Origin of the sequence: Bacillus sp. FSL W8-0183, assembly GCF_038006825.1 — a bacterium.
GTDB lineage: Bacteria > Bacillota > Bacilli > Bacillales > Bacillaceae > Bacillus > Bacillus altitudinis.
Genome location: NZ_JBBOVY010000001.1, coordinates 2008739 through 2032836 on the forward strand (window position 1 = coordinate 2008739; position 24098 = coordinate 2032836).

Here is a 24098-nt window from a genome sequence, read left to right on the forward strand (position 1 = left end):
GGTCTGCCCCCTTTAGACCGGATAGACCGGATGTTTTCGTTTCGTAAATGTCATGTCTTTCGATGAATAGGCTACTAATCTATGACAAAGTTCCGTTCTGAGACGGTCAAATGGGATGACGCCATCGACAATCATTTCAGAGGCAAGCTCATAGATATTCATATCTTCCTGGTATTCCTTCCGTTTCTCTTGTATAAATGAAGCCCTCTCTTCGGGCGGGAGTTCTGCAATTTTATTTGCATAGACGGCATTTACAGCGGCTTCTGGACCCATCACAGCGATTTGCGCCGATGGAAGAGCGAGACAGCAGTCTGGCTCAAAAGCAGGGCCTGCCATTGCATATAGTCCTGCTCCGTATGCTTTACGGACGATGACGGATATTTTCGGAACGGTCGCTTCTGACATAGCGGAGATCATTTTTGCCCCATGACGAATAATGCCGGCTTGTTCCACTTTTGTTCCAATCATAAATCCTGGTATGTCCGCAAGAAAGAGCAGCGGGATATGAAAGGCATCACAGAGCTGAATAAACTTGGCGGCTTTATCAGCTGAGTCGTGGAATAATACGCCGCCTTTGACCCTTGGCTGATTGGCAATGAGACCGACAGGCTGACCGTTCATTCTGCCAAAGCCGGTAATTAACTCTGCGGCAAACAGCTTTTTGATTTCAAAAAATGACCCTTCATCAATCAGTAAATCGATGAGTTGATACATATCAAATGGGGTATTCTGGCCTTTAGGGATTAAGTCTTGGATGGTGGTTTCAGATGGTTTAGGTGCTTTTGCTGCTGTCGTTTTTGGTTTTTCTGTATAGTTGGCAGGCATATAGGTTAAATAATCACGTGCAATTTGAATAGCCTCTTCCTCTGTTTTGGCTAATATATCTCCGCATCCAGAAATGCTGCAATGCATTTTCGCACCGCCCATTTCCTCAAGTGATACTTTTTCACCGATCACCATTTCAGCCATTCGCGGCGAGCCTAAATACATAGAGGCATTTCCTTCGACCATGACGACAATGTCACAAAAAGCAGGGATATACGCACCACCGGCTGCAGAAGGACCGAATAGTAAACAAATTTGAGGAATGCGCCCAGACAGCTTGACTTGGTTATAAAAAATGCGCCCTGCTCCTCTTCTGCCTGGGAACATTGCGATTTGATCAGTGATTCTTGCACCCGCAGAATCGACTAAATACAGCATCGGACAATTGAGCTTCTCGGCCGTTTCTTGAATTCGAATGATTTTTTCTACTGTTTTGACACCCCACGATCCTGCTTTAACCGTAGAGTCGTTTGCCATGACACAAACAGTCTGCCCATTCATACGCCCGGTTCCGGTGACGACACCATCTGCTGGTAAATGTTCATCTTTGCACTCTGCAAACATGGCATCTTCAATGAAAGAATCCTCATCTAATAACAAATGGAGGCGATTACGGACAAATAATTTTCCTTTTTCTTTGTTTTTTTGATGGTAGCGTTCTGCCCCGCCCTTTTCAATTCGTTGTTTTATTAATTTATATTCTTCGATCATAAACATTCCCCTTTCTTGCTATTTCCCTCTGTAATAAGGCGTTCGTTTTTCTTGAAAAGCCTTGAGACCTTCTAGTCGATCTTCTGTATGAATAAGCCGCAGATAAGCTTCGTATTCTTTCGTCAGACCTGTTTGTAAATCGTGATCAAGGCTGGATTGAATGGCTTGTTTTGCTTCTTTTAAAGCGATCGGTGCATTTTTGGTGATTTGTTTTGCGAGTGTGATGGCATCATTCATAAGTGAATCGGCTGTAGAGATACGTTCAATCAGCCCAATTTGAACGGCTTCTTCTGCTCGTAAAGAAGTGCCTGTGAAGATCATTTCTTTCGCTTTCCCGGGTCCGATCAGGCGCGAAAGTCTTTGTGTGCCCCCTGCTCCCGGCAGGATAGCTAGTCCTGTTTCCGGCAGGCCGAGCGCTGCACCCGCTCTTGCGATGCGGAGATCACAGGCGAGCGCGAGCTCAAGACCTCCGCCAAGTGCGTGTCCGTTTATCACGGCAATGACAGGAACAGGCAAAGATTCAATGTCTGTAAAGGTTTGCTGAATGGTCAGAACGGCTTCTTTGGCTTCTTGTTCTGTCATCAATCGCCGTTCTTTTAAGTCTGCTCCTGCGCAAAAAACTTTAGCGCCAGCTCCTGTCATGAGCAAACAGCGGATGTTTGCATCATGTTTGATTTCTTGAATCGTTTGGTTGATTTCCTCTAGCATAGCAGCGGAGAGAGCATTGGCTTGTGCTGGTCTATTTAATGTCATGGTGCCAATGTGATCTTGTATTGAAAAATTGATCAATGAAGTCATGTGATTCACCCTTTATCAAGTAGTGTGAGACTGAAAAGCGCGTAAACAGTGACTTGGCAGGGTTCGATCCACTTTTGCTTCAATCCATTCAGCCGCTTTAATCAAGCAAGGGAGGTCGACATTTGTTTCGATCCCGAGTTTGTGAAGCATGTGCACCACGTCTTCTGTCGCCACGTTTCCGCTGGAGCCAGGTGCATAAGGACATCCGCCAAGCCCCCCGCTAGAGGCATCAAATATGGTGATGCCGGCTTTTAATGCTGTATAAATATTGGCAAGCCCCATTCCTTTCGTATCATGAAAATGAAGTGCGATTTTATCAGCAGGAAAGCGTTCAAGTAAAAGGTCTAACCGTCTTTCTACTTGCAGCGGATGGGCTTCCCCAATGGTATCCCCAAGTGATATTTCATCAATCCCGAAGGACAGCAACTGTTCCGTTAATCGCAGCACTTGGTCCATCGGCACTTGTTTTTCATAAGGACATCCAAACACAGTAGAAATATAGGCCCGCGTTTGCCGTCCTTCTGCTTTTAAATCGGCTGTCATTTGTTTGATCACAGGCAGTGTTTCCTGTATAGATCGATTCATATTCTTTTTGTTATGTGTCTCACTCGATGAGATAAACATAGCCCCTACCTCAAGGTTTGCTTCAAAAAAATGAGCTAATCCTTTTTCATTTGGGATGAGTGCGGCATAGGTGATATCCTCTTTTTTGTTTAATGATTGGGCTAATTCTTTGGCGTCTTTTAAGGCTGGAACCCATTTCGGATGAACAAATGAGGTGACTTCAATATAAGGAAGATGGGCTTCTTCGAGTAAATGGATCCATGTTCGCTTCTCCATTGTGTCCAGCCAAACGGATTCATTTTGTAGCCCATCGCGCGGGCCGACCTCTCTAATGAGCACGTTTTTTGGTAATGCCATGCGGCTTTCCCCCTATTCTGTCAGCTCTAAAAGTACCTCTCCCTCGTCAACAAATTCCCCCTCCGCCTTATACACTTTACTGATCACACCTGCTTCTTCTGCAACAATGGGAATCTCCATTTTCATCGATTCTAAGATGGCGACTTCCTGTCCTTTTTGCACATCATCACCCTGTTTCACAAGAAGCTTCCATAAGTTTCCGGCCATTTGTATCGTGACAGTTTTCATGAACGGTTTTCCTCCCTTTTTTTCATCAGATAATCGGTTGTGATGCGGCCATGTAAAAAGGCGGTTGATTCGGCCATTTCCTTTAAAAGCGGTACATTGGTTTTGATCCCTTCTATTTCATATGCTTGTAATGCTGCTTTTAATCGTTCTATGGCGAGTTTTCGAGTATCACCGTACACAATCATTTTCGCAATCATTGGATCGTAAAATGGGGTAATGACACTTCCGCTCGTGACGCTTGACTCATGACGGATATATGGGGCATCAGGTGTAGAAAGCCGAGTGATCGTGCCTGGCGAAGGGTAAAATGTCACAGGGTCTTCAGCGTATATTCTAACTTCAATGGCATGCCCGATTTGATGAATGTCCTCCTGGCTGAAGGACAGGGGCTCTAATGCTGCAACTTTCAGCTGCTCCTCGACAAGGTCAATCCCGGTAATTTCTTCTGTGACAGGGTGTTCTACTTGCAATCTCGTATTCATTTCTAAGAAATAAAATTGCTTGTTTTGATCGACTAAACATTCAATCGTGCCCGCATTTTCATACCCAATTGCTTTGGCAGCTTTGACGGCCATCTGTCCCATTTGCTGTCTCACCGTTTCTTCAAGACAGACGGCTGGTGCCTCTTCAACAATTTTCTGATGTCTTCTTTGGAGTGAACAATCTCTTTCAAATAAGTGAACGCCGTGACCGAACGAATCAAAAAGAACTTGAATTTCGATGTGCCGTGCGTGTTCAATCACCTTTTCCATGTATAAAGTACCGTCTTGAAAGAAACTTTGTGCTCTTTTTTGATTTCCTTCAAACGCTCGATGCAGTTCTTCGTCGTTGCGGACGAGCTGCATACCAATCCCGCCGCCACCACTCGATGCTTTTAGCATAATGGGATAGCCGAGTGTCTGTGCTTTATGAACACCTTCGTGTGCATCATGGAGTGGGGCTGAAACACCAGGAACGATTGGGATGCCCGCTTGTTCCATCGTTTTTCTCGCTTCAATTTTATTTCCCATCTGCTGAATGACTTGTGCAGATGGTCCAATAAAGGCAATGCCTTCGCTCCGGCAGCGCTCAGCAAATGCCGCATTTTCTGATAAAAGACCATACCCTGGGTGGATAGCATCAGCATTTGTTTGTTTGGCAACCTTAATGATCGCTTCCATGTTTAAATAGCTTTCAGAAACTTTAGCGCCGCCGATATAATAGGCGCTGTCTGCTTCTTGCACATGAAGTGCATGCTGATCAGCCTCTGAATAAACGGCAACGGTTTTGATTCCGAGCCGTTTACATGTCCGAATCACTCTACGGGCAATTTCGCCTCGATTGGCGATCAATACTTGTTCAAACATCGCTGCTTTCACTCCTTTATTAGATCAAGCGCCTGCTTTTTCAAGCGGAATTTCTGAATTTTGCCTGAGGCGGTCATTGGGTACTCATCTGTAATGAAAAAGTATTTCGGGATTTTGTAGCGTGCCATTTGCGACTGACAATAGCTCGTTAATGTCTCAATTGAGACCGACTTCCCTTGTTTTAGCCGAATGAATGCGGCTGCTTCCTCGCCGTATGTCTCGTCAGGAATACCAACGACCTGTGCGTCAAGAATGGCAGGGTGAGTGTATAGGACATCCTCAATCTCTTTTGGGTACACATTCTCTCCGCCTCTGATGATCATATCTTTGAGCCGGCCTGTGATTTTCACATAACCGTCATGATCCATCTCAGCTAAATCCCCTGTATGAAGCCATCCGTCCTCATCAATGACTTCATTTGTTGCTTCTTCGTTTTTATAATAGCCCTTCATGACATGGTAACCTCTTGTACAAAGCTCCCCTTGCTGTCCTCTTGGCACTTCTTCTGACGTTCCTGGTAAGGCAATTTTGACTTCAATTTGAGGAAGCGCACGTCCGACCGTTTGAACGCGTCTTTCAAACGAATCATCGGTTCTTGTTTGGGTAATGACGGGTGAACTTTCGGTTTGACCATAGGCAATCGTGAGCTCTCTCAGTCCCATTTTTTCAATGACTGCTTTCATGACGTGGGATGGGCAGAGTGAACCGGCCATAATCCCCGTTCGTAATGTGGACAGGTCATAAGAGTGGAAATTTGGATGATCGAGCTCTGCGATGAACATGGTTGGTACACCGTGAAGAACGGTGCATTTTTCTTTTTCTACTGTTTGAAGGACTCGTTCTGGATGGAATGATTCAAGTGGAATGATCGTTCCCCCTTTTGTGAGACAAGCAAGTACACCAAGAACAGAGCCGAAGCAATGAAAAAACGGTACTGGGATACACATACGGTCCTGCTCTGTTAATTTCATACAATCTGCGATCTGACTCGCATTACAGACGATGTTTGTGTGGCTGAGCATGACGCCCTTTGGATAGCCGGTTGTGCCTGAAGTGTACTGCATATTAATAACGTCATCAGGCGTGAGCTCATTCATTCGCTTCTCCCATTCATGATCTTCGGTTCTTTTGGCTGCCACTTGAAGACGATCCCAGCTGAGCATGCCGTTTGGTAGATGCTGACCGATATAGATACATCTTTTTAAATAAGGAAATTGTGTGGAAGTGATCTCCTCTTGATGAGCGGTTTGAAGTTCTGGAATCAGCTCTTCAAGCATGTTGACATAGGACGTTTCTTTAAAGCCGTCTACAATAAACAACATTTTGCTGTCAGAGTGCTTGAGTAAATAGGCGAGTTCCTGTGATTGAAAATTGGTATTCACAGTGACAAGAACAGCACCAATGGAGGCGCAGGCAAATTGAAGAATGAGCCATTCAGGTATATTTGGTGCCATAATGGCGATGTGATCTCCCTTTTGAACCCCTAATGCCATGAGACCTTTACCTGTTTCCTTGACCTCTCGATAAAACGCTTCGTACGAATAACGTAAAGAACGTTCTGGGTAAACAATGGCTTCATGTGCTGGATGCTGTTCTTTTTTTTCTCTTAATAGGGAGCCAATCGTTTGCGGGTGAATCGACATCATTGCTTTCCTCCCTCATGTGTAGTAAGCGTTTTCATTAAGGTATTACGCTAACAACTGTCTTGCGATCACGAGCCGCTGAATTTCAGAGGTTCCTTCTCCGATTTCCATGAGCTTGGCATCTCTCACAAGCCGTTCAACACCGCATTCTTTCATATAGCCTGTTCCGCCATGAATTTGGACAGCATCAAGACTTGCTTTTGTAGCCATTTCTGAAGCAAACAGTTTGGCATAGGCCGCTTCTTTTGTAAATGGTTTGCCTTGATCTTTCAGCCAAGCGGCTTTCCAGACCATTTGTCTTGCAAGCTCTATTTGCATCGCCATATCCGCCAGCTTAAACTGAATGGCCTGGAAGGATGAGAGCGTCTTTCCAAATTGCTTTCTTTCTTTTGCATAGGAAAGTGAAGCATCAAGTGCAGCTTGTGCAATTCCGACAGATAAGGCTGCAATGGAAATTCGTCCGCCGTCCAATGTATATAAAAATTGCTTGAATCCTTTCGATTTGTCTCCCAATATATGATGCGCTGGTACACGCACTTCGTCTAAAATGATTTCAGCCGTATCTGAACCGCGAACCCCCATTTTGTCATATGGATTTGTAATTGAAAGTCCCTTTTGCCCTTTCTCCACAATAAAGGCGGAGATGATTGGCCGTCCGTTTTCATCATGATCTGTCACAGCGGTGACAATAATTGTTCTGGCATAATTGGCATTGGTGATCCAGCACTTTTCCCCACTGATGACATATTCTTGTCCGTCTTTAATGGCTTTTGTTTTTGTTCCTTTTGCATCTGATCCGGCGTTTGGTTCTGTTAATCCGAAGGAGCCAAGCGCTGTTCCAGAGGCTAATGGAACAAGATGGTCCATCTTTTGCTCCTCCGTGCCGAAGTAATAAAGTGGACTTGCGCCTAAGGAAACCGCTGCGGCATAACTTAAACCTGTACTCGCACACTGCTTGCCAATTTCCTCTACTGCCAGTGCATACGAGATCGTATCTCCTCCAGAACCTCCATATTTCTCTGGAAAGGGTATACCCATAAAACCGAGCTCCCCCATTTTTTGAAATGTGTTCACCGGAAATGTTGCCTGTTCATCAACAGTTTGAGCGTGTGGTGCAATTTCTGTTTTTGCAAATTCTTTGACCATCTGACGGATCATTTGCTGCTCTTTCGTTAATTCAAAATCCATTTTGCTTCCCCCTTTGGCGCTTTTCTATCATATTTATTATTGAAATAGCTTCTTCATGCCAAGCTTGATTGAATTCAGAAAATTAAAATAAAAATAGTAGAAAAATAGAGAAAGCAAAAAAGCATAAATGGAGGAAACCCCTCATTTATGCTGTCTTTGTTATTTTACTGTTTTTGTAGAAGGTTTGCTTTCATGATGAAGGCGATTGAGTGCTGTCACTTTATAGGTATAGCTCTTCTTTTGATTTGCTAAAATGTCTTTCGTTTGTGTGAAGGAACCTGTTTCTTTTCTGACCGTTTGCGCAAATTCGTATGTCCCTTTATTCGACAATCGATAGACTGCATAATAGGATGCACTAGAGCGCGGATCATTTTGTATCTGTAAAACTGCACCATCCTCTGTCTTTTTCACAGATTGAATGATTGGTTTTTTTGGCGCTTTTTGATGAAGCCATGGCATCTCTGGTATGAGAGCCGGTTTGCTATAGGTTTCTTCTATTAATCGTTTCTTTACATTCAAGGGATTCCGATTGATATCTTTCAGACTAAAATGCATGCTTCCTTGTACGAGCTGTGACTGCCTGTTCAGCTCGATCTGGCGAAAATACTCCTCAGGATCAGACCAAGCAGGATCACTGTTTTGATTGATTTTATACGTCGCTTGACCAATGTACAAGTGAACAGGCTGCCCCTTCACTTCATTTGACCACCATTTCGTCAGCACATCATAGGCAGCGGGCTGAAAGCCGATACTCCAATAAATTTGCGGGGTGATATAATCAATATGGTGCTGCTGTATCCACTCTCTTGTATCAGCATACAAATCATCATAATTGGTCATCCCTGCAGTTGTGTTTGAACCGGTTGGGTCATCTTTTATGTTGCGCCATACACCAAATGGGCTAATACCAAATTTCACATACGGTTTTTCTTTCTTAATGGTGTTATTGATCTGCTTCACTAGCTCGTTCACATTATCCCTTCGCCAATCTTCTATATGAGTGAACTTCTTCCCGTAAGTTTCATACGTTTCTTGATCTGGAAATGGCACACCAGCGATTTTATTCGGGTAAAAATAATCATCCATATGCACCGCATCAATATCGTAGTTTTTCACTACTTCCTCTATCCCGTCAACAATGAAGTCCTGAGCATCAGGAATGCCTGGATTAAAGTACAGCTGATTTCCGTAGGCGATGGTCCAATCAGGATGTGCTTTTGCAGGATGATCGGCTGATAACCGGTTGAGATCGGTATGATTCATGGTGATTCGATAAGGGTTAAACCAAGCATGAAATTCAAGACCGCGTTTATGTGCTTCTTCTATCATAAATTCAAGCGGGTCATATCCAGGGTCTTTCCCTTGTGTACCAGTCAAATATTCAGACCATGGACCAAATTTTGATGGATAAAAGGCATCTGCTGTTGGTTTAATTTGCATGATGACGGCGTTCATATTCATCGCTTTGATATCGTCTAACAGTTGAATGAACTCTTGTTTCTGCTCATCTGCGGGCAGTCCTTTCTTTGAAGGCCAATCTAAGTTATAAACTGATGCGACCCACACTGCACGCATCTCTCTTGTGCTCTCAAGCTTCCCTTTTGGCATCGAACGAGCTAGACTGCTAGACGGAATCAATAAGAAGACACCCATGAAAACTAGTGTCAGAACCGTCATACCGATCTTTTTCAGCATGTTTTGCATCACCTCATATTAAGTTTATTCTGCGTTTTGTGATGGAATGCCAGCAGATGGTGTAAGCAAGATGTTTTTTACTTTAAGCAGCTGAGTTTTAGGGACGTCGCAGGCTTCTACTAAATACCGCTCTGCATTTCCGTATGTATCCATCATCTCATTCAGTACATCTTCAAGATAATCTTGCTGCACACCAAGCAGGGGTTGAATTTGTTCTTTTGACACCCGATATAAACTCATCATACGAACAAATCGTTCTTGTCTTTTCACTAGCATTTTCACGCCTTCATTGGAACGCATGTATTCACTTAAAACGGTATGCACCGGCACACCCGCTGCTAATTGAATAAGAGCAGATAAAAAGCCTGTACGGTCTTTTCCGCTTGTACAGTGAAGCATAAGCGGATAATTTTTTTCATCGGACAGTAATGTAAACAATTGCTGAATCTCTTTTTTTCGCTCATAGAGCATGCTTTGATATACTTCTTTCATGATCGGTGTAAAGGATAGAGATTTTCCTTCTGCTATTAGCATACGAAACATGGTCCATTTGCTAGGCATCATGCTGTCAGGCTGCATAGGGATATGAACAATTTTGTCATGTTCCATGATCTTTGGCGGGTGTGATTTTCGTTCTGAGCTTGTACGCAGGTCACAAATCGTTTGAATTCCAAGTGTTGAGAACGTCAATATGTCTTGCTTCGTGAGACGTGATAAATCGGCAGATCGATAAATCATTCCTTGTTTGATGACCATCTGATCCGTTGTTTGGAGTCCCCCTACTTCTCTAAAATTTGCAAGCTTTGAAAATTGTATATTGTGTTGATTCATAGAAGTGAAAATCCTTTCTATCCTCTTTTCTCTATCATACGCTTTTATGAAAAATGAGAAAAGATAAGAGAAAAAGATCATTCGATTCTCCCATGTTGATCAGTGACATCTTTTACGTGGAATTATTGTTATAATAGAATCAGCATATTCGTATTGATTGGAGGTTGTAGCATGATAAAAACAAAACGTATTCAGCAAATAAAAGAGTATGTATTTGACCGGGAATCTGCCTCTCTTGATGAGCTTGTGACGCATTTTGGCGTCTCAAAAAACACCATACGCCGAGATGTACAAGCATTGGTAGAATCCGGCGTGCTAAAGAAAGTGTACGGCGGCGTCGCTGTGAATCACTCAACATTGGTGGTGTATCAGGAGCGAAAGACTCGTCAGCTGAGTAAAAAACAATTGATCGGACAGGCTGCCGCCGCTTTTGTTGAACATGGTGATATGATTTTTGTTGATTCTGGTACAACGACACTGGAGATGCTTCCCTATTTGAAGGAGAAACGGATTACCGTTGTGACAAATAACGTGGATTTCATTACACAGGCTATGCCTTATGAACACCTCACCATCTTTTCAACCGGCGGTATGCTAGAGCGAAAAACAAATTCTTTCGTTGGTTATCAAAGTGTTGAGCGCCTAAAAGCATACAATGTCAATAAAGCATTTATTGCGTCAACGGGTTTATCCATTGATCATGGCGTGACGAATTCCTCCCCGCTTGAGACAGATATTAAAAAAACGCTTGTTGAAAAAAACGCCAAAACCTTTTTATTAGTCGATGATAGTAAGTTTGACCATTATGCCTTGACCACGTTTTGTGACTTAAAAGACATAGACATCGTCGTGACGAATGAACAACCAAATGAAGATTACCTTCAATATGGAAAAGAGCATGATGTGAAATTTGTCACGCCTTAGTCCAGAGCAAAAAAGCCAAGCGTCAATGTTTTGGCTTTTTTCTTATGCGCAAAAGAGTGAAACGGCGAAGTGTTGGTTACATTATGATTGTACATTTAACACATGTTTGGAGGTTGACCTGATGCCGTTGTTACGATTTGACATGATAGAAGGCCGTTCAAAAGAGGAATTAAAAAAACTGCTGGACACTTGCCATGAAGCAATGGTTGATGCCTTTGGGGTACCTGAACGAGATCGCTATCAAATTGTTCATCAGCACCGCCCTGAAGAGATGATCATTGAAGACACTGGGCTTGGTTATCCGAGAACAAAGGATCTTGTTGTCATTAGTGTTGTCAGTAAACAGCGGACGAAAGAGCAAAAGGAACAGCTTTATGCACAAATCGCAGAACGTATAGAAAAAGAATGCGGGATTGCCAAGACGGATGTGATGATCTCCATCGTGGAAAATGGAGACGCCGATTGGAGCTTCGGGATGAGTGAGGCTCAATTCATAAGAGGATTGCTCTAAAAAACGGCTCAGGAATGTGAGCCGTTTTTTGATTCATTCATTTTCAAGTTGCATGAGCAAGTTGAATAAATAGCGGTACACTGCTGAGATCACACCAATTAAAGGCGTATCTTCTTTGATGTCTTCTAGTTCAAGAAGCGGAATGTTGATATCAAATAACCCGTCTTGTCCATTAAATTGAAGCTGAGCACCATTTAATGTTGAGAGCATCTCTTTTAGTAATCCAGTATCTTTTTTAGGACGCTTCAATCCGAATAACACGGTATACGTCTGAAATACTTCATCCCATTCTATGGCAAGTCCGTCGGCTCTCACCACATCAAACCACTTCGACTCGATATAAATGAATTCTTTTTGTTGTTTTTTTACGTATGTAAGAGGTGTATTTAAAAAGGAAGCATTTTCTGTTTGAATCATTTCCTCCGATTCCTTGTCTACACGTTCTATATAAACATCAGCAAAGCGTGCTTCTTCTGTCATTTTTGCCCCATCTAGCGGCCAATTTTGACTTGCGGCTTTGTTATATTCGAAGTCGGTGAGCGCCTGCCCTTCTTTCAATAAATCTTGTAAGCGATTTTGCAGTGACATGACTGTATCTCCTTTCATCTACTTCATATGCGTTTTTTATTTTAGCATAACACATGAAAAGAAAGATATGCCTGAGCATATGATGGTATGATAGTGGAAAAAGAAACATCTCGGAGGGGACCGTTTTGCTCACAATGACACTGGCAGAAAAAATCGTAGATGAGGTCAAAAAGGTACTGACGGAAGAAATCATCATCACACAAACAAACGGTACCATTATTGCTGCAACAGATCCAGCACGCATTGGTCAATTTCATGAAGGAGCATATGTCACATCCTTAGAAGGGCAGAAACGAATTCTCACAAAGGATGATGTGCTGCAGATGAAAGGCGTCAAAGCCGGTATCAATCTGCCTATTTATTTCAAACAAGAAGTCATTGGGGTCATTGGAATGACAGGTGATCCAAGGCATGTCTGCCCTTTTGGCGACATTTTACGTAAAATGACGGAGCTGCTCATTCAAGAGCATGAATTTTTTCAAGAAACGGAAACAGATGAACGGCAGCTTGAAGCATTTGTATTCGACTGGCTTCATCTGCCAGAGACAGCGGTTGGTATGACCGAGAAGGCGCAGCGGCTTGGCTTTGATGTCAACAAGCAGCGTGTCGCTATTCTCATTGATTGTCAAGACGAATCGTTTATGAAGCAGGATCAATACAAACTGATGAAGGACAAATTGCAACTCACCAATCAGGAGATCATTGTGCGCTGGGGGCATGCACGTTTTTTGCTCATGCTACAAGCCACACCAGATGGTCGTGATACATGGCACAAGCGCTTGTTCCATATTCATGCTGCGCTCACAGCGCTGTCACCATCGAGGATTTTAATGGGGGCAGGAAAACCAGCAGCTTCTCATGTCATGAAGCAGTCCTTTCATCAAGCTTTTCGCGCTTTAAAATTGGCGCATGCTGAAACACCCATTGTGTTTGATGAAGATTTGACGCTTGAACTTTTTATGGAGGAAATCAGTCAGGAAACAAAAGATGCGTTTCTTGATCGAACGATTGCGTCCCTTTTCCCCTATCCTGAACTAGTGAAAACATTGCGGGTACTCATCGCTTCGGATTACTCATTGAAACATACAGCAGAAGCTATGCATGTCCATATTAATACACTTCATTACAGATTAAAACGGATTCAGGATTTAACGACACTTGATCCAAAGCGCATGCAAGATGCGATGCTTTTTTATTTGGCCTTGCTGCTTTTAGATCATGATACAAAAAATGCGATAAAACAGCCTGATATTTTGTAGAATCGTCTATAGTCATGTGACGGTTCTTTTTTTATACTGGTAGAAAAGAGACGTTAAATGAGCGGGAGTGATTGCATATGCTAGATTCAGAATTTTCAAATCAATTAAAAGAGATTGTCGGTGCGCCCAATGTCCAAGACAGCAAGGCGGATCGTCTTGCCTACTCTTATGATGCGACACCAAATTTTCAACAGATGCCAGATGCCATCGTGACACCTGGCACAGCAGAAGAAGTGCAGCAAATTGTGAAACTGTGCGCCTCTTACAAAGTGCCGATCGTCCCAAGAGGCTCAGGGACGAATCTGTGCGCAGGAACATGCCCTACTCAGGGCGGATTGGTGATTCTCTTTACTAGAATGAATCAATTATTAGAAATAGACGAAGAAAATTTAACCGCAACGGTGCAGCCTGGCTTAATTACGCAGGAATTGATTCATCAAGTAGAGGAAAAAGGTCTCTTCTACCCGCCTGATCCAAGCTCTATGAAAATTTCCACATTAGGCGGCAATATTAACGAAAATTCAGGGGGACTGCGGGGGTTAAAGTATGGAGTGACAAGAGATTATGTCCTTGGGCTTGAAGTGGTTTTGCCAAATGGTGACATCATCAAAACAGGCGGAAAGCTTGCAAAAGATGTTGCTGGGTATGATATGACTCGATTGTTCGTTGGTTCAGAAGGAACACTCGGGATTGTCACAGAAGCAGTGCTAAAGCTCCTGCCGCTTCCAGAAACGAAACAAACAATGCTTTGTTTATACGAAAGCCTTGAAGAAGCTGCGACTTCTGTATCGGCCATCATTGCTGAGCGTATCATTCCTGCTACATTAGAATTTATGGATCAGCCGACCCTTGAAGTCGTTGAAGATTTTGCAAACATCGGCCTGCCCACCGACGTTCAAGCTGTGTTATTAATTGAACAGGACGGCAACCCTGAAGCTGTTTCTCGTGATATCCAAAAAATCGCAGAAGTCTGTGAGCAGCACGGGGCTAAAAGCGTCAAGATTGCACATTCAGAAGAAGAGGCAAGTGCACTCTTAACAGCGAGACGCTCTGCTTTATCTGCCCTTGCTCGATTAAGTCCTACAACGATTTTAGAAGATGCTACCGTTCCCCGGTCTGAAATTGCCAATATGGTTCGTGCAATCGAAGACATTGCACGAAAGTACGAGGTGAACATTTGTACGTTTGGTCATGCAGGTGATGGCAACTTACACCCCACTTGTGCGACAGATGCAAGAAATGAAGAAGAAATGAAACGTGTAGAAGCTGCCTTTCAGGCCATTTTTGAAAAAGCCGTTGCACTTGGCGGCACGATTACAGGCGAACATGGCGTGGGTCTCATGAAAGCCCCCTATTTGGAGCTGAAGGTCAAAAAAGAAGGAATCGCTGCCATGAAGGCGATTAAACAGGCACTTGACCCAGCAAATATCATGAATCCAGATAAAGTGTTTGGAAAAGCCTCAAGAAAGCGAGTGGTGGTCTCATGAGTTCTTCTTCTAAGCAAAAAGAGATCCAGCAGCAGTTTCAGGAGCAAATGGATGAAAAGGAGCTGCTTAATTGCATGCGCTGCGGCTTCTGCCTCCCTTCCTGCCCTACCTATATTGAATCTGGACAACAAGAAACGCACTCTCCTCGGGGCCGAATTGCGTTAATGAAAGCTGTAAGAGATGGCGTCATTGAGCCAGATGAAGATGTTGAACATTCCCTTAATCTTTGTCTTGGCTGCCGTGCATGTGAACCAGTCTGCCCTTCTGGCGTCAAGTATGGACAGTTGCTAGAAGATGCCAGAGACATTATTCAACAACATAAAAAACTATCATTTCCTGTCAAATTGATGAGACGTGTTGTGTTTAAAGGTCTCTTTCCGTCACAAAGTCGTATGCGACAAGCTGCTAGTTTTCTTCGATTTTATCAAACATCTGGTCTGCAAACAGCCGCCAGGAAGACGCGCATACTGAAGGTGCTTCCCTCCCATTTACAGTTGATGGAACAGGCACTTCCAAAGGTACCGCCTCAAAAGAAAAAACGTTTGAATGAATATAAAGCCATTGGTCAGGCAAAAAAACGGGTGGCGTTTTTTACTGGCTGTTTAATGGATACAGTTTTCTCAAACACAAACAAAGCGACCATTCATCTCTTGCAGCTGGCAGGCTGCGATGTGATCGTTCCTCCTATACAAACGTGCTGCGGCGCGCTACATGGTCATAGCGGAGAAAAAGACCAAGCAAAACAGTTAGCCAAGCGGAATATTGAAGCATTCGAGGAAACAGATGCCGATGCGATTGTCATGAACGCGGGCGGCTGCGGTGCCTTTTTAAGTGATTACGATCATTTGCTTCAGGATGACCCAGATTTTCAAAAACGAAGTAAAGCCTTCTCACAGAAAATAACCGATATATCAAGCATCCTTGTGGAGCTGGAGTTTCACCGCCGCGTGCCACTGGTTTTGCCAGCGCAAGTGATCACCTATCAAGACTCCTGTCATTTACGAAATGGGATGAATGTACAACAGGCGCCGAGGGTGCTCATGAAAGCCATTCGAGGGGTAACGTTTAAAGAAATGAAAGATGCCGGCCGCTGCTGCGGATCTGCAGGAATCTACAATATCTTGCAGCCAGACATGTCGATGCAAATTTTAGATCATAAAATGACGGAAGCGAGCAACACAGCTGCAGCTGCCATTGTGACGTCGAATCCAGGCTGTCAATTACAAATGGCAGCAGGCGTCAAAAAGGCAGGACATACGCCTAGCATGAGAGCGATTCATCTGGCTGACTTTTTATTAGAAGCCGTTCAATATGGAAAAAAAGCGTCCAGCTCATGAAGCTGAACGCTTTTTTTATGCATATCTTCAGACGATTGGTTGGATAATAGAGGAAAATCGCGGAAGGAGATGGTTCAAGTGCTGAAGAAAAACAAATCAAAACAGAAAGACCCGAATTCAGTATTTGAGGCACTATCGCGTTCCTCTGATTTTATCAATGAATTATCAAGTTCCGGAGGTTTCCTTTATAGAATTTCTTTTTTTCGTCCTTTAATTAATGGCAATCTCCTTCATGAACAAATCTTGCCTTTTATTCAGCAATTGCATCTGACACCCAACCTTGAAGAGCTGAAAGAACACATCCCAATCGAACAAGCTGTGATTACGAGGGACCTTCAAAAAGTGGAAGAAGCGCTTCATCGAGGCAGTATTGCTGTTCGAATTGAGACAGACTGGGGCAAAGCGCTCCTTTTGCCGATTGAAGAAAAGAAAGGCAGACAAGTGAGCCAACCTGAGATTGAATTCGGGATTATCAGTGCGCAGGAAGCCTTTGTGGAAGGGCTGGATACAAACTTAAACTTGCTCAGACGCAGGCTGCCCACTCCTGACCTTAAAGTAGTTGAACACACAGTTGGTACCCTTTCTCAAACGAAAGTAGCCGTTGTATACATAGAGGATATCGCCAACCCACAGAACATTGAAACCGTTCTTCAGCGGATTCAAGATGTTGACTATGACCAAATTCTAGATTCTAATTATCTTGCGCAAATGCTTTATGATGTGTCCAATACAATCTTTCCATTGTTTTTAAATACAGAACGGCCAGACAGGGTTTCCTCAGGTCTAACGGAAGGAAAAATAGCCATTATGGTTGACGGTTCGCCTCATACCCTGCTTGCACCTACAATTTTACTCGAGTATTTTTCTACAATGGAAGACTATAACATGTCTTGGATCGCAGCATCCTCCTTTCGGCTGTTACGCATTTTTGCAGTGATATTTTCTATTTTTGCAACCCCTTTGTATGTAGCTGTTTTAACGTTTCACTATGAACTGATTCCTAAGGACTTATTAGAAACGATAGTAGCATCACGCTATCTCGTTCCCTTTCCGCCTATTATTGAAGCATTATTTTTAGAGATATCGATTGAGCTACTTAGGGAAGCCGGGTCTCGCCTTCCTGCAAAAGTCGGACAGACGCTCGGGATTGTTGGAGGTATTGTGATAGGACAGGCTGCGGTTGCAGCGGGATTAACAAGTAATATCCTGCTCATTATAGTCGCATTATCAGCTCTTGCCTCTTTTGTCACCCCTATTTATAAAATGGGGACAACCATTCGTCTCTTACGTTTCCCATTCCTTTTTGCTGCACAAGTGTGGGGAGCGCTAGGGATTTCGCTAATGGGGGCTTTTCTTCTTACACATTTAATGAAATTAACGTCTATAGGCCAGCCTTACTTAGAGCCAATCTTTCCACTTCGATTGGCCGATTTAAAGGGTAGTTTGATTCGTCCCCAGCTCCGCTTTTTGAAAAAACGTCCAGAAAATTTACGGCCGCAAAATGAAACAATACACCGCCAAAAGCCAAAGCAAGGCCGTAAGGGGAAAAATGATTTTTATGAATAAGGAAGTGAAGGCATGAGCTCTTCTTCTGTGAAAGAAAAATTTCAAGTATCCCCTTTTTTTGTGTTTTTTCTGATCAATGCCAATCAAGTAGGTGTTGGTATTTTAAATTTCCAGACGAATCTTGTCCGGACGATTAATAATGATGGGTGGATCGCCATTTTAATTGCTGGTGCAAGCGTCAATTTGATGATCTTCCTCATTTACTTTTTGTTTAAAAAAGCACCTACTGACGAATTTAGTGACATTACGCAATCTGTGTTTGGTAAATGGCTCGGACAATTCATCAACATTCTCTACATTTTGTATTTTTCTTCATTGTCTTTGATTGTGCTTGTTCATTATATGGATGTGATCCATGTTTGGCTGTTTAAAGAAATTCCTGGTCTTTTATTTGCATCAGTGCTGCTCATCCTCGTCTATTACATTCACACAGGCGGATTTAGAACAATCGCTGGCTGGGCATTCTTTAGCATTGTTCTAACGTACTGGATGACCTTTATCTGCTTTTATGTCATGAAATATAGTCACATCCGGTTTATGTTCCCAATGTTTGATCATTCATTTTCACAACTCATGATGGGGGTCAAAGATGCCTCTTTATCCATGTTTGGTTTTGGAACATTGCTTGTCTATTATCCCTTTATTAAAAAAGCACAAACGTCGCAAAAATTTGCACATATGGGAGTGTTGCTAACGACATGCCTGAATTTGCTTGTATTTCTCGTCTCTATAGCGTACTACTCAAGTGCTCAGCTCGAACTAACGAAATGGCCGACATTGACATTAACCAGCATTGTCAAACTTCCGTTTATCCAGCGCTTTGAATTTATTGAAGTGTCGCTATGGCTTTTGCTTATCGTTCCAAATATCGCTATTCCATTATGGGCAGCCAGCAGAATGGCAAAACAAGTGTTTCACACGAGCCAGCGCACCACGTTAATAGTTCTCAGCCTTCTCATTCTCGTCATGTTTTCATTTTTTATTAGAGCTACCTCATTTGAGACATTTAATAAATGGGTGGAATATAGCGGATACATCCTCATCTATGGATTGATTGGATGTATGATCATTGGGCTGCTGCTGAAAAAAAGGTGGGTGAAAAAACGAGCATGAAACATTCTATTCTGATATGTCTCATGTTATTGAGTCTTTTCTTAACGAGCTGTGCACAGCCTCGTCTCTTAGATGAATTAAGTATCTCGCAGGCGGCGGGATTTGACTTATTGGAAGATGGAGAAATGAAGGGCTTCTTTGTTTTCCCTGTTTTTAAAAGCGAAGAACAAGGAAGCTATCAAATTGTAAGTGCTAAGTCAAATACCATTAGTAATATTCAGTTTCTTGTTTCGGAAAAATCGCCTTTCCCCGTTGTCATGGGACAAGTACTCGTGATTTTAATAAGTGAAAAGCTGGCGAAAGAAGTGGGTATGATTGATTTGATGAATTACATCTATCGTGATCCGATCATTGGGTCTCGTCAAGTATTTGCCATAGTAGACGGAGAAGTTGAAGATTTATTGCATACAAAAATGAATCAAACCAACTTAAATATCGGTGTATATCTTTCAGATTTACTGGCTCAAAACATGCGAAACGGCAATCAACCTGTGACCAATCAGCATATTTTTATGAATCAGATGATGGCAAAAGGCGTGGATGCCTACCTCCCTTACATTAAAAATACAAGCAACTCTATTAAAGTGTCAGGTGTCGCTCTTTTCGATCAAGAAAAAATGGTTGGGCATATTCCAGGGGAAGATACGTTTACTTTTAAAGCGATGATTGAAAATCACAAAAACGGGATTTATGAGTTTCGATTTAATGACAAAAAGAAAACCCATGTTGTTATTGAAAATATCAAATCACATGTGTCTTATCACATTAAACCAACTGAAAACCTTTCAAAAAAGCCTCATATCACCATTGATATCAAGCTGAAAGGTGAGTTAAAAGAATTCATGAAATCAAAAAAAATCGATACGCCTTCTATCTTGCAGCATGTTGAAAAAGAAGTGGAGAAGCGTGTGGCCCAGCAAGGGCAAGACCTTGTTCAATCCTTTAAAAAGCAAAAAATTGATCCACTTGGACTTGGTTTGAGATATCGCTCTAAAGATAAAGCCATGACACCGGAGAAATGGCAAAAACTCTACCCTGATGCAGATGTCCAAGTGAATTGTCATATGAACATTGTCCAAACGGGTGTCAGCCAATAAAAAAGACTGTATGAAAAGGTTCTCCCTTCTCGTACAGTCTTTTTTAATCTTCATCTTTTACGTCCGGGTCCTCAGGGATTGGTTCATTTAAGATGTCTTGAATGAGCTCTTTATATTGTTCTAGCTGTTTCATATGGGTTTGAAACTGCCCTTGATAAATGAGATACGATTCCCCGTCAAATACGTAACGAATCTTTTTTTGCTGGATTAATTTTTCAACATATGCTTCTGATACTTCTAAGTATTCAGCTGTTTCTCCAATTGTTAAATACATGCATGTGCACCACCGTTCGTTTCATCTTACAAATTATATCACGAGCTGGTGAAAAAACAGATATCGCTTGTTCATGTTTTTTTCATCTTTTCTTCACTGATTCGTCAACTCGCTTTTGTACAGTATTCATACACCCACTCAAACACTAGGAGATGATGATCCTTCGCATGACAAAGAAAAATATTCGGACCTATGTCACATTTTTAACTGTAGGCGCAAGCAATACGATGATTGACTTTCTGTTCTTCTTTTTTTTCACTGCTTGCTTTGTTCCCTCTTTTCTTGCACAGTGCCTGTCCTATACAGCAGGAATGATGAACAGTTATGTTTGGAATCGAAAATGGACGTTCCAAGTAAAAAAGAAAGCGGACAGGTGGGAATGGATCAAGTGGGCCACAGTCAACGGCGCAGCGTGTCTCCTCACCTATGTTGTCTTATATGTCATGCAACAAGCAGGATTCTCATTATTCATTAGTAAAGCGATTGGTACCCTTCTTGGCATGATGATCACTTTTACTGGAAGCCGCCTATGGGTGTTTCCATCAGAAAACAAACGATCAGAAATGGAGCGATGATTCAATTGAACATTAAAAAAGCCGTTATACCAGCAGCCGGATTAGGCACACGTTTTTTACCCGCAACGAAAGCACAGCCAAAGGAAATGCTGCCGATTATCGACAAACCCGCCATTCAATACATAGTTGAGGAGGCTGTTCAATCAGGCATTGAAGATATACTGATTATCACAGGAAGAAATAAAAAATCGATTGAAGATCACTTTGACCGTTCGATTGAGCTAGAACACACGTTGCTTGAAAAAGGAAAAAAAGAACAGCTGGCTGAAATCAAACATATTGCGGATATGGCCAATATTCATTATATTCGTCAAAAGGAGCCCTTAGGTCTTGGACATGCGGTATTATGTGCACGTCATTTTACTGGCAATGATCCTTTTGCGGTCCTTTTAGGTGATGATGTCATGGTGTCAGAAAGACCTGCACTCTCTCAGCTCATGGAAGTCTTTGAAGACAAACAAAGAGAGGTCATTGGCGTCCAGCAAGTGGATCGTCTAGATGTCAGTAAGTATGGTATGATAAGACCAGCTAGAGTAGACGGTCAAGTGTTTGAAGTCACAGACTTAGTGGAAAAGCCAGCTATTCATGAAGCTCCTTCCGATTTAGCCGTGATGGGCAGGTATCTGTTAACACCATCGATTTTTCCTATTCTACAAGGAATTGAGAGAGGTGCTGGGAACGAAATCCAGCTGACAGATGCGCTGAAAATCATTGCACATGAATCACCCATTTATGCAAAACAATTAGATGGGATGAGATTTGACGTTGGTGATAAGCTGGGCTCATTTAAGGCAGCGGCTGAAATTGGATTAATGCGTCATGATATGCGGCCAGCCATGCTAGCATATATGCAAAGTATACTCATGAGAGAAGCAAAACAAGCATAGGCTCTTATAAGGATGCTTGAAGAAAATTCGTATTTAAAGGCAGAGTGAAATGAATGGGAACCTTGTTTAATGAAATTTTAACCTGGCTGACAAGCCTTGGTTACGCAGGTGTTGCACTTGGACTGATGATTGAAATTATTCCGAGTGAAATTGTACTTGCCTACGGCGGATATATGGTGTCAACAGGAAGCATTGGATTTGTTGGAGCCGTCATCGCTGGGGTTATTGGAGGAACACTTGCCCAGTGCTTTATTTACTGGATCGGCCTTTACGGCGGAAGACCTTTTTTAACAAAGTATGGGAAGTATTTATTCATCCATGAGCATCATATTGCCACGGCAGAACGCTGGTTTGACCGATATGGAACTGGTGTCGTATTTACAGCTCGTTTTATCCCAGTCGTGCGCCACGCGATCTCGATTCCAGCTGGTATTGCAAAGATGCCATTTCTCAAATTTGTTCTTTTGACCGGATTAGCCGCCATCCCTTGGTCCATCCTATTTATTTATCTTGGAATGCAGCTTGGGACAAAATGGGACCACATTCAAAGTGTCGCTCACACGTATACAACACCAATTATGGTCATTGCCATCGTTCTGATCGTACTGTATTTCGTTTTGAAAAAAATTCGCACAAATCGAAAACGGACAATCTAACGAAAACGCCTTTCACTCGTCATGTGAAAGGCGTTTTTTCTATGCGTGCGTCGATTGTTTTTTCATATATTGAGATAATTCCATAATCATTGCACCCATTCTTTCAAGTGAAGGGGCTAGAATGCGGCTTATCCCCTCTTCTTTTAAAGCTTCAGCTGTGACTTTTCCAACAGCTACAGCTAATACATGCTGCTCGAATAGATGTTGCAGTTCTTCTTTTTTGTCCCATTCTTCTGCTAGTTTGAAAAAGGCATGAACCTGAACAGCGGTTGTAAAACAAACGGCATGGACCTTCCCTTCTTTCATTTCTTGAAGCAAAGTGTCCGCCGCCTCTGGTTCAGGGGGCGTGTGCTGATATGGCATGAGCTGCAAAACGTCTGCTCCCTTGTGATGTAAAAAATCAATGAGAGCTGGTGCATTTTCGCCGTGAAGCTGCACCATGACCCGTTTACCTTGAAGTTCTTTGTCTTCTAACTTTGAAATGAGGTCACGAACGGTTCCATCTTCATCAGAAACATCTGGCTGAATGCCGTGTTTTTTTAGAGCCGCGAACGTTTTGTATCCTCTTGAAGCGATATGGGCACTTGATAAAATGTTCATAAAAGCTTCTCCAAGCTGCAGCTCTTCTGCACTTTCAATTAATGTGTCTGTGCCGATACCCGTTGTTAAAATGACCCAGTCAGCTCCCTTCTTTACAAAGGTTTCTATGCCTGGCTTCAATTCCTCTTTGGCTAAAAATACAGTGCCCTGAAGAGAACGAATAACAGCTTGTCCTCCTTGCTTTTCAACAAGTGTACGCATTTCTTCTGTTTTTCTTGTTCCGCATATGGCAATGGTCTTTCCAGCTAAGCCTTTACTCATTCTCATCCCTCTTTTTCTATCACATGTATGATGTATTGTATTAAATATAGATTTATTTGGAAGACGTTGCAAGTGTCTACTAAAAAAGAGCTTGACGTTTCTATCGAATTCGAGTATCTTTTGTAAGTGCAAATTGTAGGAGGTCATTATGGAAAAACAGAATGTTCAAGCAATTCGATTATCAATCGCAGACCCAACACCACTTGGTTTGTTTGGTTTAGCAATGGTGACGCTTGTTGCGTCTTCACAAAAACTAGGAATCACAGATGGCACATCCCTTATTTTACCTTGGGCTATCTTCCTTGGAGGAATCGCGCAGCTGATTGCGTCCATACAAGATTCAAAGCATCATAATATTTTTGGAGCCACTGCCTTCGGCGCATTCGGTCTTTTTTGGATGGGCGTTGGAACCACTTGGCTCATTCAAGCGGGCGTTTTTGGGAAAACGCTTGCGGGAGCTGCGGACCCAAAACAACTAGGTTTTGCTTTTATTGGTTATTTGATTTTCAGCTTATTTATGACGATCGGTGCAATGGAAACACATAAAGTATTGTTTTTGATTTTCGTCTTTATTGATTTCTTATTCATTGGCCTGTCCCTAAGCTCGTTTGGTGTGATGTACGATGTGACTCATACGATGGCTGGTATTGCAGAATTGATTATTTCTCTTCTTTCATTTTATGGTTCTGCAGCTGTTGTGCTGAATACACATTTTGGTCGTACAGTACTGCCAGTTGGACAACCATTTCGCGTGTTTACTAAAGCATAAATAAAAAA

General features: G+C 42.6%; 24 protein-coding genes. 12 read left to right on the forward strand and 12 right to left on the reverse strand.

Features of this window, described 5'->3' with window-relative positions:
• Positions 1-12 precede the first annotated feature (12 nt).
• From NSQ64_RS10520 to NSQ64_RS10560, 9 genes are all read right to left on the reverse strand, one after another.
• On the reverse strand, positions 13-1536 hold the full coding sequence (locus tag NSQ64_RS10520; protein WP_268383489.1) for an acyl-CoA carboxylase subunit beta: 1524 nt from the start codon (positions 1534-1536) through the stop codon (positions 13-15).
• A gap of 18 nt (positions 1537-1554) precedes the next feature.
• A complete protein-coding gene (locus tag NSQ64_RS10525) occupies positions 1555-2334 on the reverse strand; it encodes an enoyl-CoA hydratase-related protein (protein WP_341016384.1) in 780 nt (259 codons plus the stop codon).
• A 15-nt stretch (positions 2335-2349) separates the two neighbouring features.
• Positions 2350-3255, reverse strand: a complete 906-nt coding sequence (locus NSQ64_RS10530) for a hydroxymethylglutaryl-CoA lyase (RefSeq protein ID WP_341016386.1) — start codon at positions 3253-3255, stop codon at positions 2350-2352.
• A gap of 12 nt (positions 3256-3267) precedes the next feature.
• Positions 3268-3483: an acetyl-CoA carboxylase biotin carboxyl carrier protein subunit gene (locus tag NSQ64_RS10535; protein ID WP_017367387.1), complete on the reverse strand. Its 216-nt coding sequence runs from the start codon at positions 3481-3483 to the stop codon at positions 3268-3270.
• On the reverse strand, positions 3480-4829 hold the full coding sequence (locus NSQ64_RS10540; protein ID WP_341016388.1) for an acetyl-CoA carboxylase biotin carboxylase subunit: 1350 nt from the start codon (positions 4827-4829) through the stop codon (positions 3480-3482). Before NSQ64_RS10540 ends, NSQ64_RS10535 begins: the two co-directional genes overlap by 4 nt.
• An 8-nt stretch (positions 4830-4837) precedes the next feature.
• The gene (locus NSQ64_RS10545) at positions 4838-6475 is read right to left on the reverse strand and encodes an AMP-binding protein (RefSeq protein ID WP_341016389.1); all 1638 of its coding nucleotides are present in this window, start codon (positions 6473-6475) and stop codon (positions 4838-4840) included.
• Positions 6476-6517: 42 nt separating this feature from the next.
• Positions 6518-7660 carry an acyl-CoA dehydrogenase family protein gene (locus tag NSQ64_RS10550; RefSeq protein WP_268431994.1) on the reverse strand — a complete coding sequence of 381 codons (1143 nt, stop codon included), beginning with the start codon at positions 7658-7660 and terminating at the stop codon, positions 6518-6520.
• A 159-nt stretch (positions 7661-7819) separates the two neighbouring features.
• A complete protein-coding gene (locus NSQ64_RS10555; RefSeq protein ID WP_341016392.1) occupies positions 7820-9355 on the reverse strand; it encodes a glycoside hydrolase family 10 protein in 1536 nt (511 codons plus the stop codon).
• A gap of 24 nt (positions 9356-9379) precedes the next feature.
• Positions 9380-10267 carry a tyrosine-protein phosphatase gene (locus NSQ64_RS10560; protein ID WP_341016394.1) on the reverse strand — a complete coding sequence of 296 codons (888 nt, stop codon included), beginning with the start codon at positions 10265-10267 and terminating at the stop codon, positions 9380-9382.
• A 90-nt stretch (positions 10268-10357) separates the two neighbouring features.
• Between NSQ64_RS10560 and NSQ64_RS10565 the strand changes: the two genes are divergently transcribed.
• Both NSQ64_RS10565 and NSQ64_RS10570 read left to right on the forward strand, forming a co-directional pair.
• On the forward strand, positions 10358-11110 hold the full coding sequence (locus NSQ64_RS10565) for a DeoR/GlpR family DNA-binding transcription regulator (RefSeq protein WP_017359514.1): 753 nt from the start codon (positions 10358-10360) through the stop codon (positions 11108-11110).
• Between the two features lie 121 nt (positions 11111-11231).
• On the forward strand, positions 11232-11621 hold the full coding sequence (locus NSQ64_RS10570; protein ID WP_341016396.1) for a tautomerase family protein: 390 nt from the start codon (positions 11232-11234) through the stop codon (positions 11619-11621).
• 33 nt (positions 11622-11654) lie between these two features.
• Here the strand turns inward: NSQ64_RS10570 and NSQ64_RS10575 are convergent, their stop codons facing one another.
• Complete coding sequence (locus NSQ64_RS10575) at positions 11655-12209, reverse strand: branched-chain amino acid aminotransferase (RefSeq protein ID WP_341016399.1); 555 nt, start codon at positions 12207-12209, stop codon at positions 11655-11657.
• A gap of 125 nt (positions 12210-12334) precedes the next feature.
• On the opposite strand from NSQ64_RS10575, the gene NSQ64_RS10580 reads away from it, so the two are divergent.
• The 6 genes from NSQ64_RS10580 (at position 12335) to NSQ64_RS10605 (ending at position 20068) form a co-directional block, all read left to right on the forward strand.
• A complete protein-coding gene (locus tag NSQ64_RS10580) occupies positions 12335-13468 on the forward strand; it encodes a CdaR family transcriptional regulator (protein ID WP_341016400.1) in 1134 nt (377 codons plus the stop codon).
• Between the two features lie 77 nt (positions 13469-13545).
• Positions 13546-14955, forward strand: coding sequence for a glycolate oxidase subunit GlcD (glcD, locus tag NSQ64_RS10585; RefSeq protein ID WP_268431991.1), 1410 nt, complete (start codon positions 13546-13548; stop codon positions 14953-14955).
• Positions 14952-16292: a (Fe-S)-binding protein gene (locus NSQ64_RS10590; protein ID WP_341016403.1), complete on the forward strand. Its 1341-nt coding sequence runs from the start codon at positions 14952-14954 to the stop codon at positions 16290-16292. The genes glcD and NSQ64_RS10590 overlap by 4 nt, the downstream gene beginning before the upstream one ends.
• A 78-nt stretch (positions 16293-16370) precedes the next feature.
• Complete coding sequence (locus NSQ64_RS10595; protein WP_341016405.1) at positions 16371-17858, forward strand: spore germination protein; 1488 nt, start codon at positions 16371-16373, stop codon at positions 17856-17858.
• Between the two features lie 12 nt (positions 17859-17870).
• Positions 17871-18971, forward strand: coding sequence for a GerAB/ArcD/ProY family transporter (locus tag NSQ64_RS10600; protein ID WP_113767137.1), 1101 nt, complete (start codon positions 17871-17873; stop codon positions 18969-18971).
• Positions 18968-20068: a Ger(x)C family spore germination protein gene (locus NSQ64_RS10605; RefSeq protein ID WP_024719423.1), complete on the forward strand. Its 1101-nt coding sequence runs from the start codon at positions 18968-18970 to the stop codon at positions 20066-20068. The genes NSQ64_RS10600 and NSQ64_RS10605 overlap by 4 nt, the downstream gene beginning before the upstream one ends.
• A 43-nt stretch (positions 20069-20111) precedes the next feature.
• On the opposite strand, the gene NSQ64_RS10610 is transcribed toward NSQ64_RS10605, so the two are convergent.
• Positions 20112-20342: an excisionase family DNA-binding protein gene (locus NSQ64_RS10610; RefSeq protein ID WP_008346618.1), complete on the reverse strand. Its 231-nt coding sequence runs from the start codon at positions 20340-20342 to the stop codon at positions 20112-20114.
• Between the two features lie 167 nt (positions 20343-20509).
• Between NSQ64_RS10610 and NSQ64_RS10615 the strand changes: the two genes are divergently transcribed.
• The 3 genes from NSQ64_RS10615 to NSQ64_RS10625 are packed head-to-tail and all read left to right on the forward strand — an operon-like array spanning position 20510 to position 22460.
• Positions 20510-20917: a GtrA family protein gene (locus NSQ64_RS10615; protein ID WP_234925054.1), complete on the forward strand. Its 408-nt coding sequence runs from the start codon at positions 20510-20512 to the stop codon at positions 20915-20917.
• A gap of 5 nt (positions 20918-20922) precedes the next feature.
• On the forward strand, positions 20923-21804 hold the full coding sequence (galU, locus tag NSQ64_RS10620) for a UTP--glucose-1-phosphate uridylyltransferase GalU (RefSeq protein ID WP_039167895.1): 882 nt from the start codon (positions 20923-20925) through the stop codon (positions 21802-21804).
• 53 nt (positions 21805-21857) lie between these two features.
• Positions 21858-22460 (forward strand): DedA family protein, encoded by a 603-nt coding sequence (locus tag NSQ64_RS10625; protein ID WP_007499192.1) that lies wholly within the window; start codon positions 21858-21860, stop codon positions 22458-22460.
• 39 nt (positions 22461-22499) lie between these two features.
• On the opposite strand, the gene NSQ64_RS10630 is transcribed toward NSQ64_RS10625, so the two are convergent.
• Entirely contained in the window at positions 22500-23321 is an 822-nt protein-coding gene (locus NSQ64_RS10630; RefSeq protein WP_058337187.1) for a uroporphyrinogen-III synthase, read from the reverse strand.
• A 148-nt stretch (positions 23322-23469) separates the two neighbouring features.
• Between NSQ64_RS10630 and NSQ64_RS10635 the strand changes: the two genes are divergently transcribed.
• Positions 23470-24090 (forward strand): acetate uptake transporter, encoded by a 621-nt coding sequence (locus tag NSQ64_RS10635; RefSeq protein WP_007499188.1) that lies wholly within the window; start codon positions 23470-23472, stop codon positions 24088-24090.
• Positions 24091-24098: the final 8 nt, after the last annotated feature.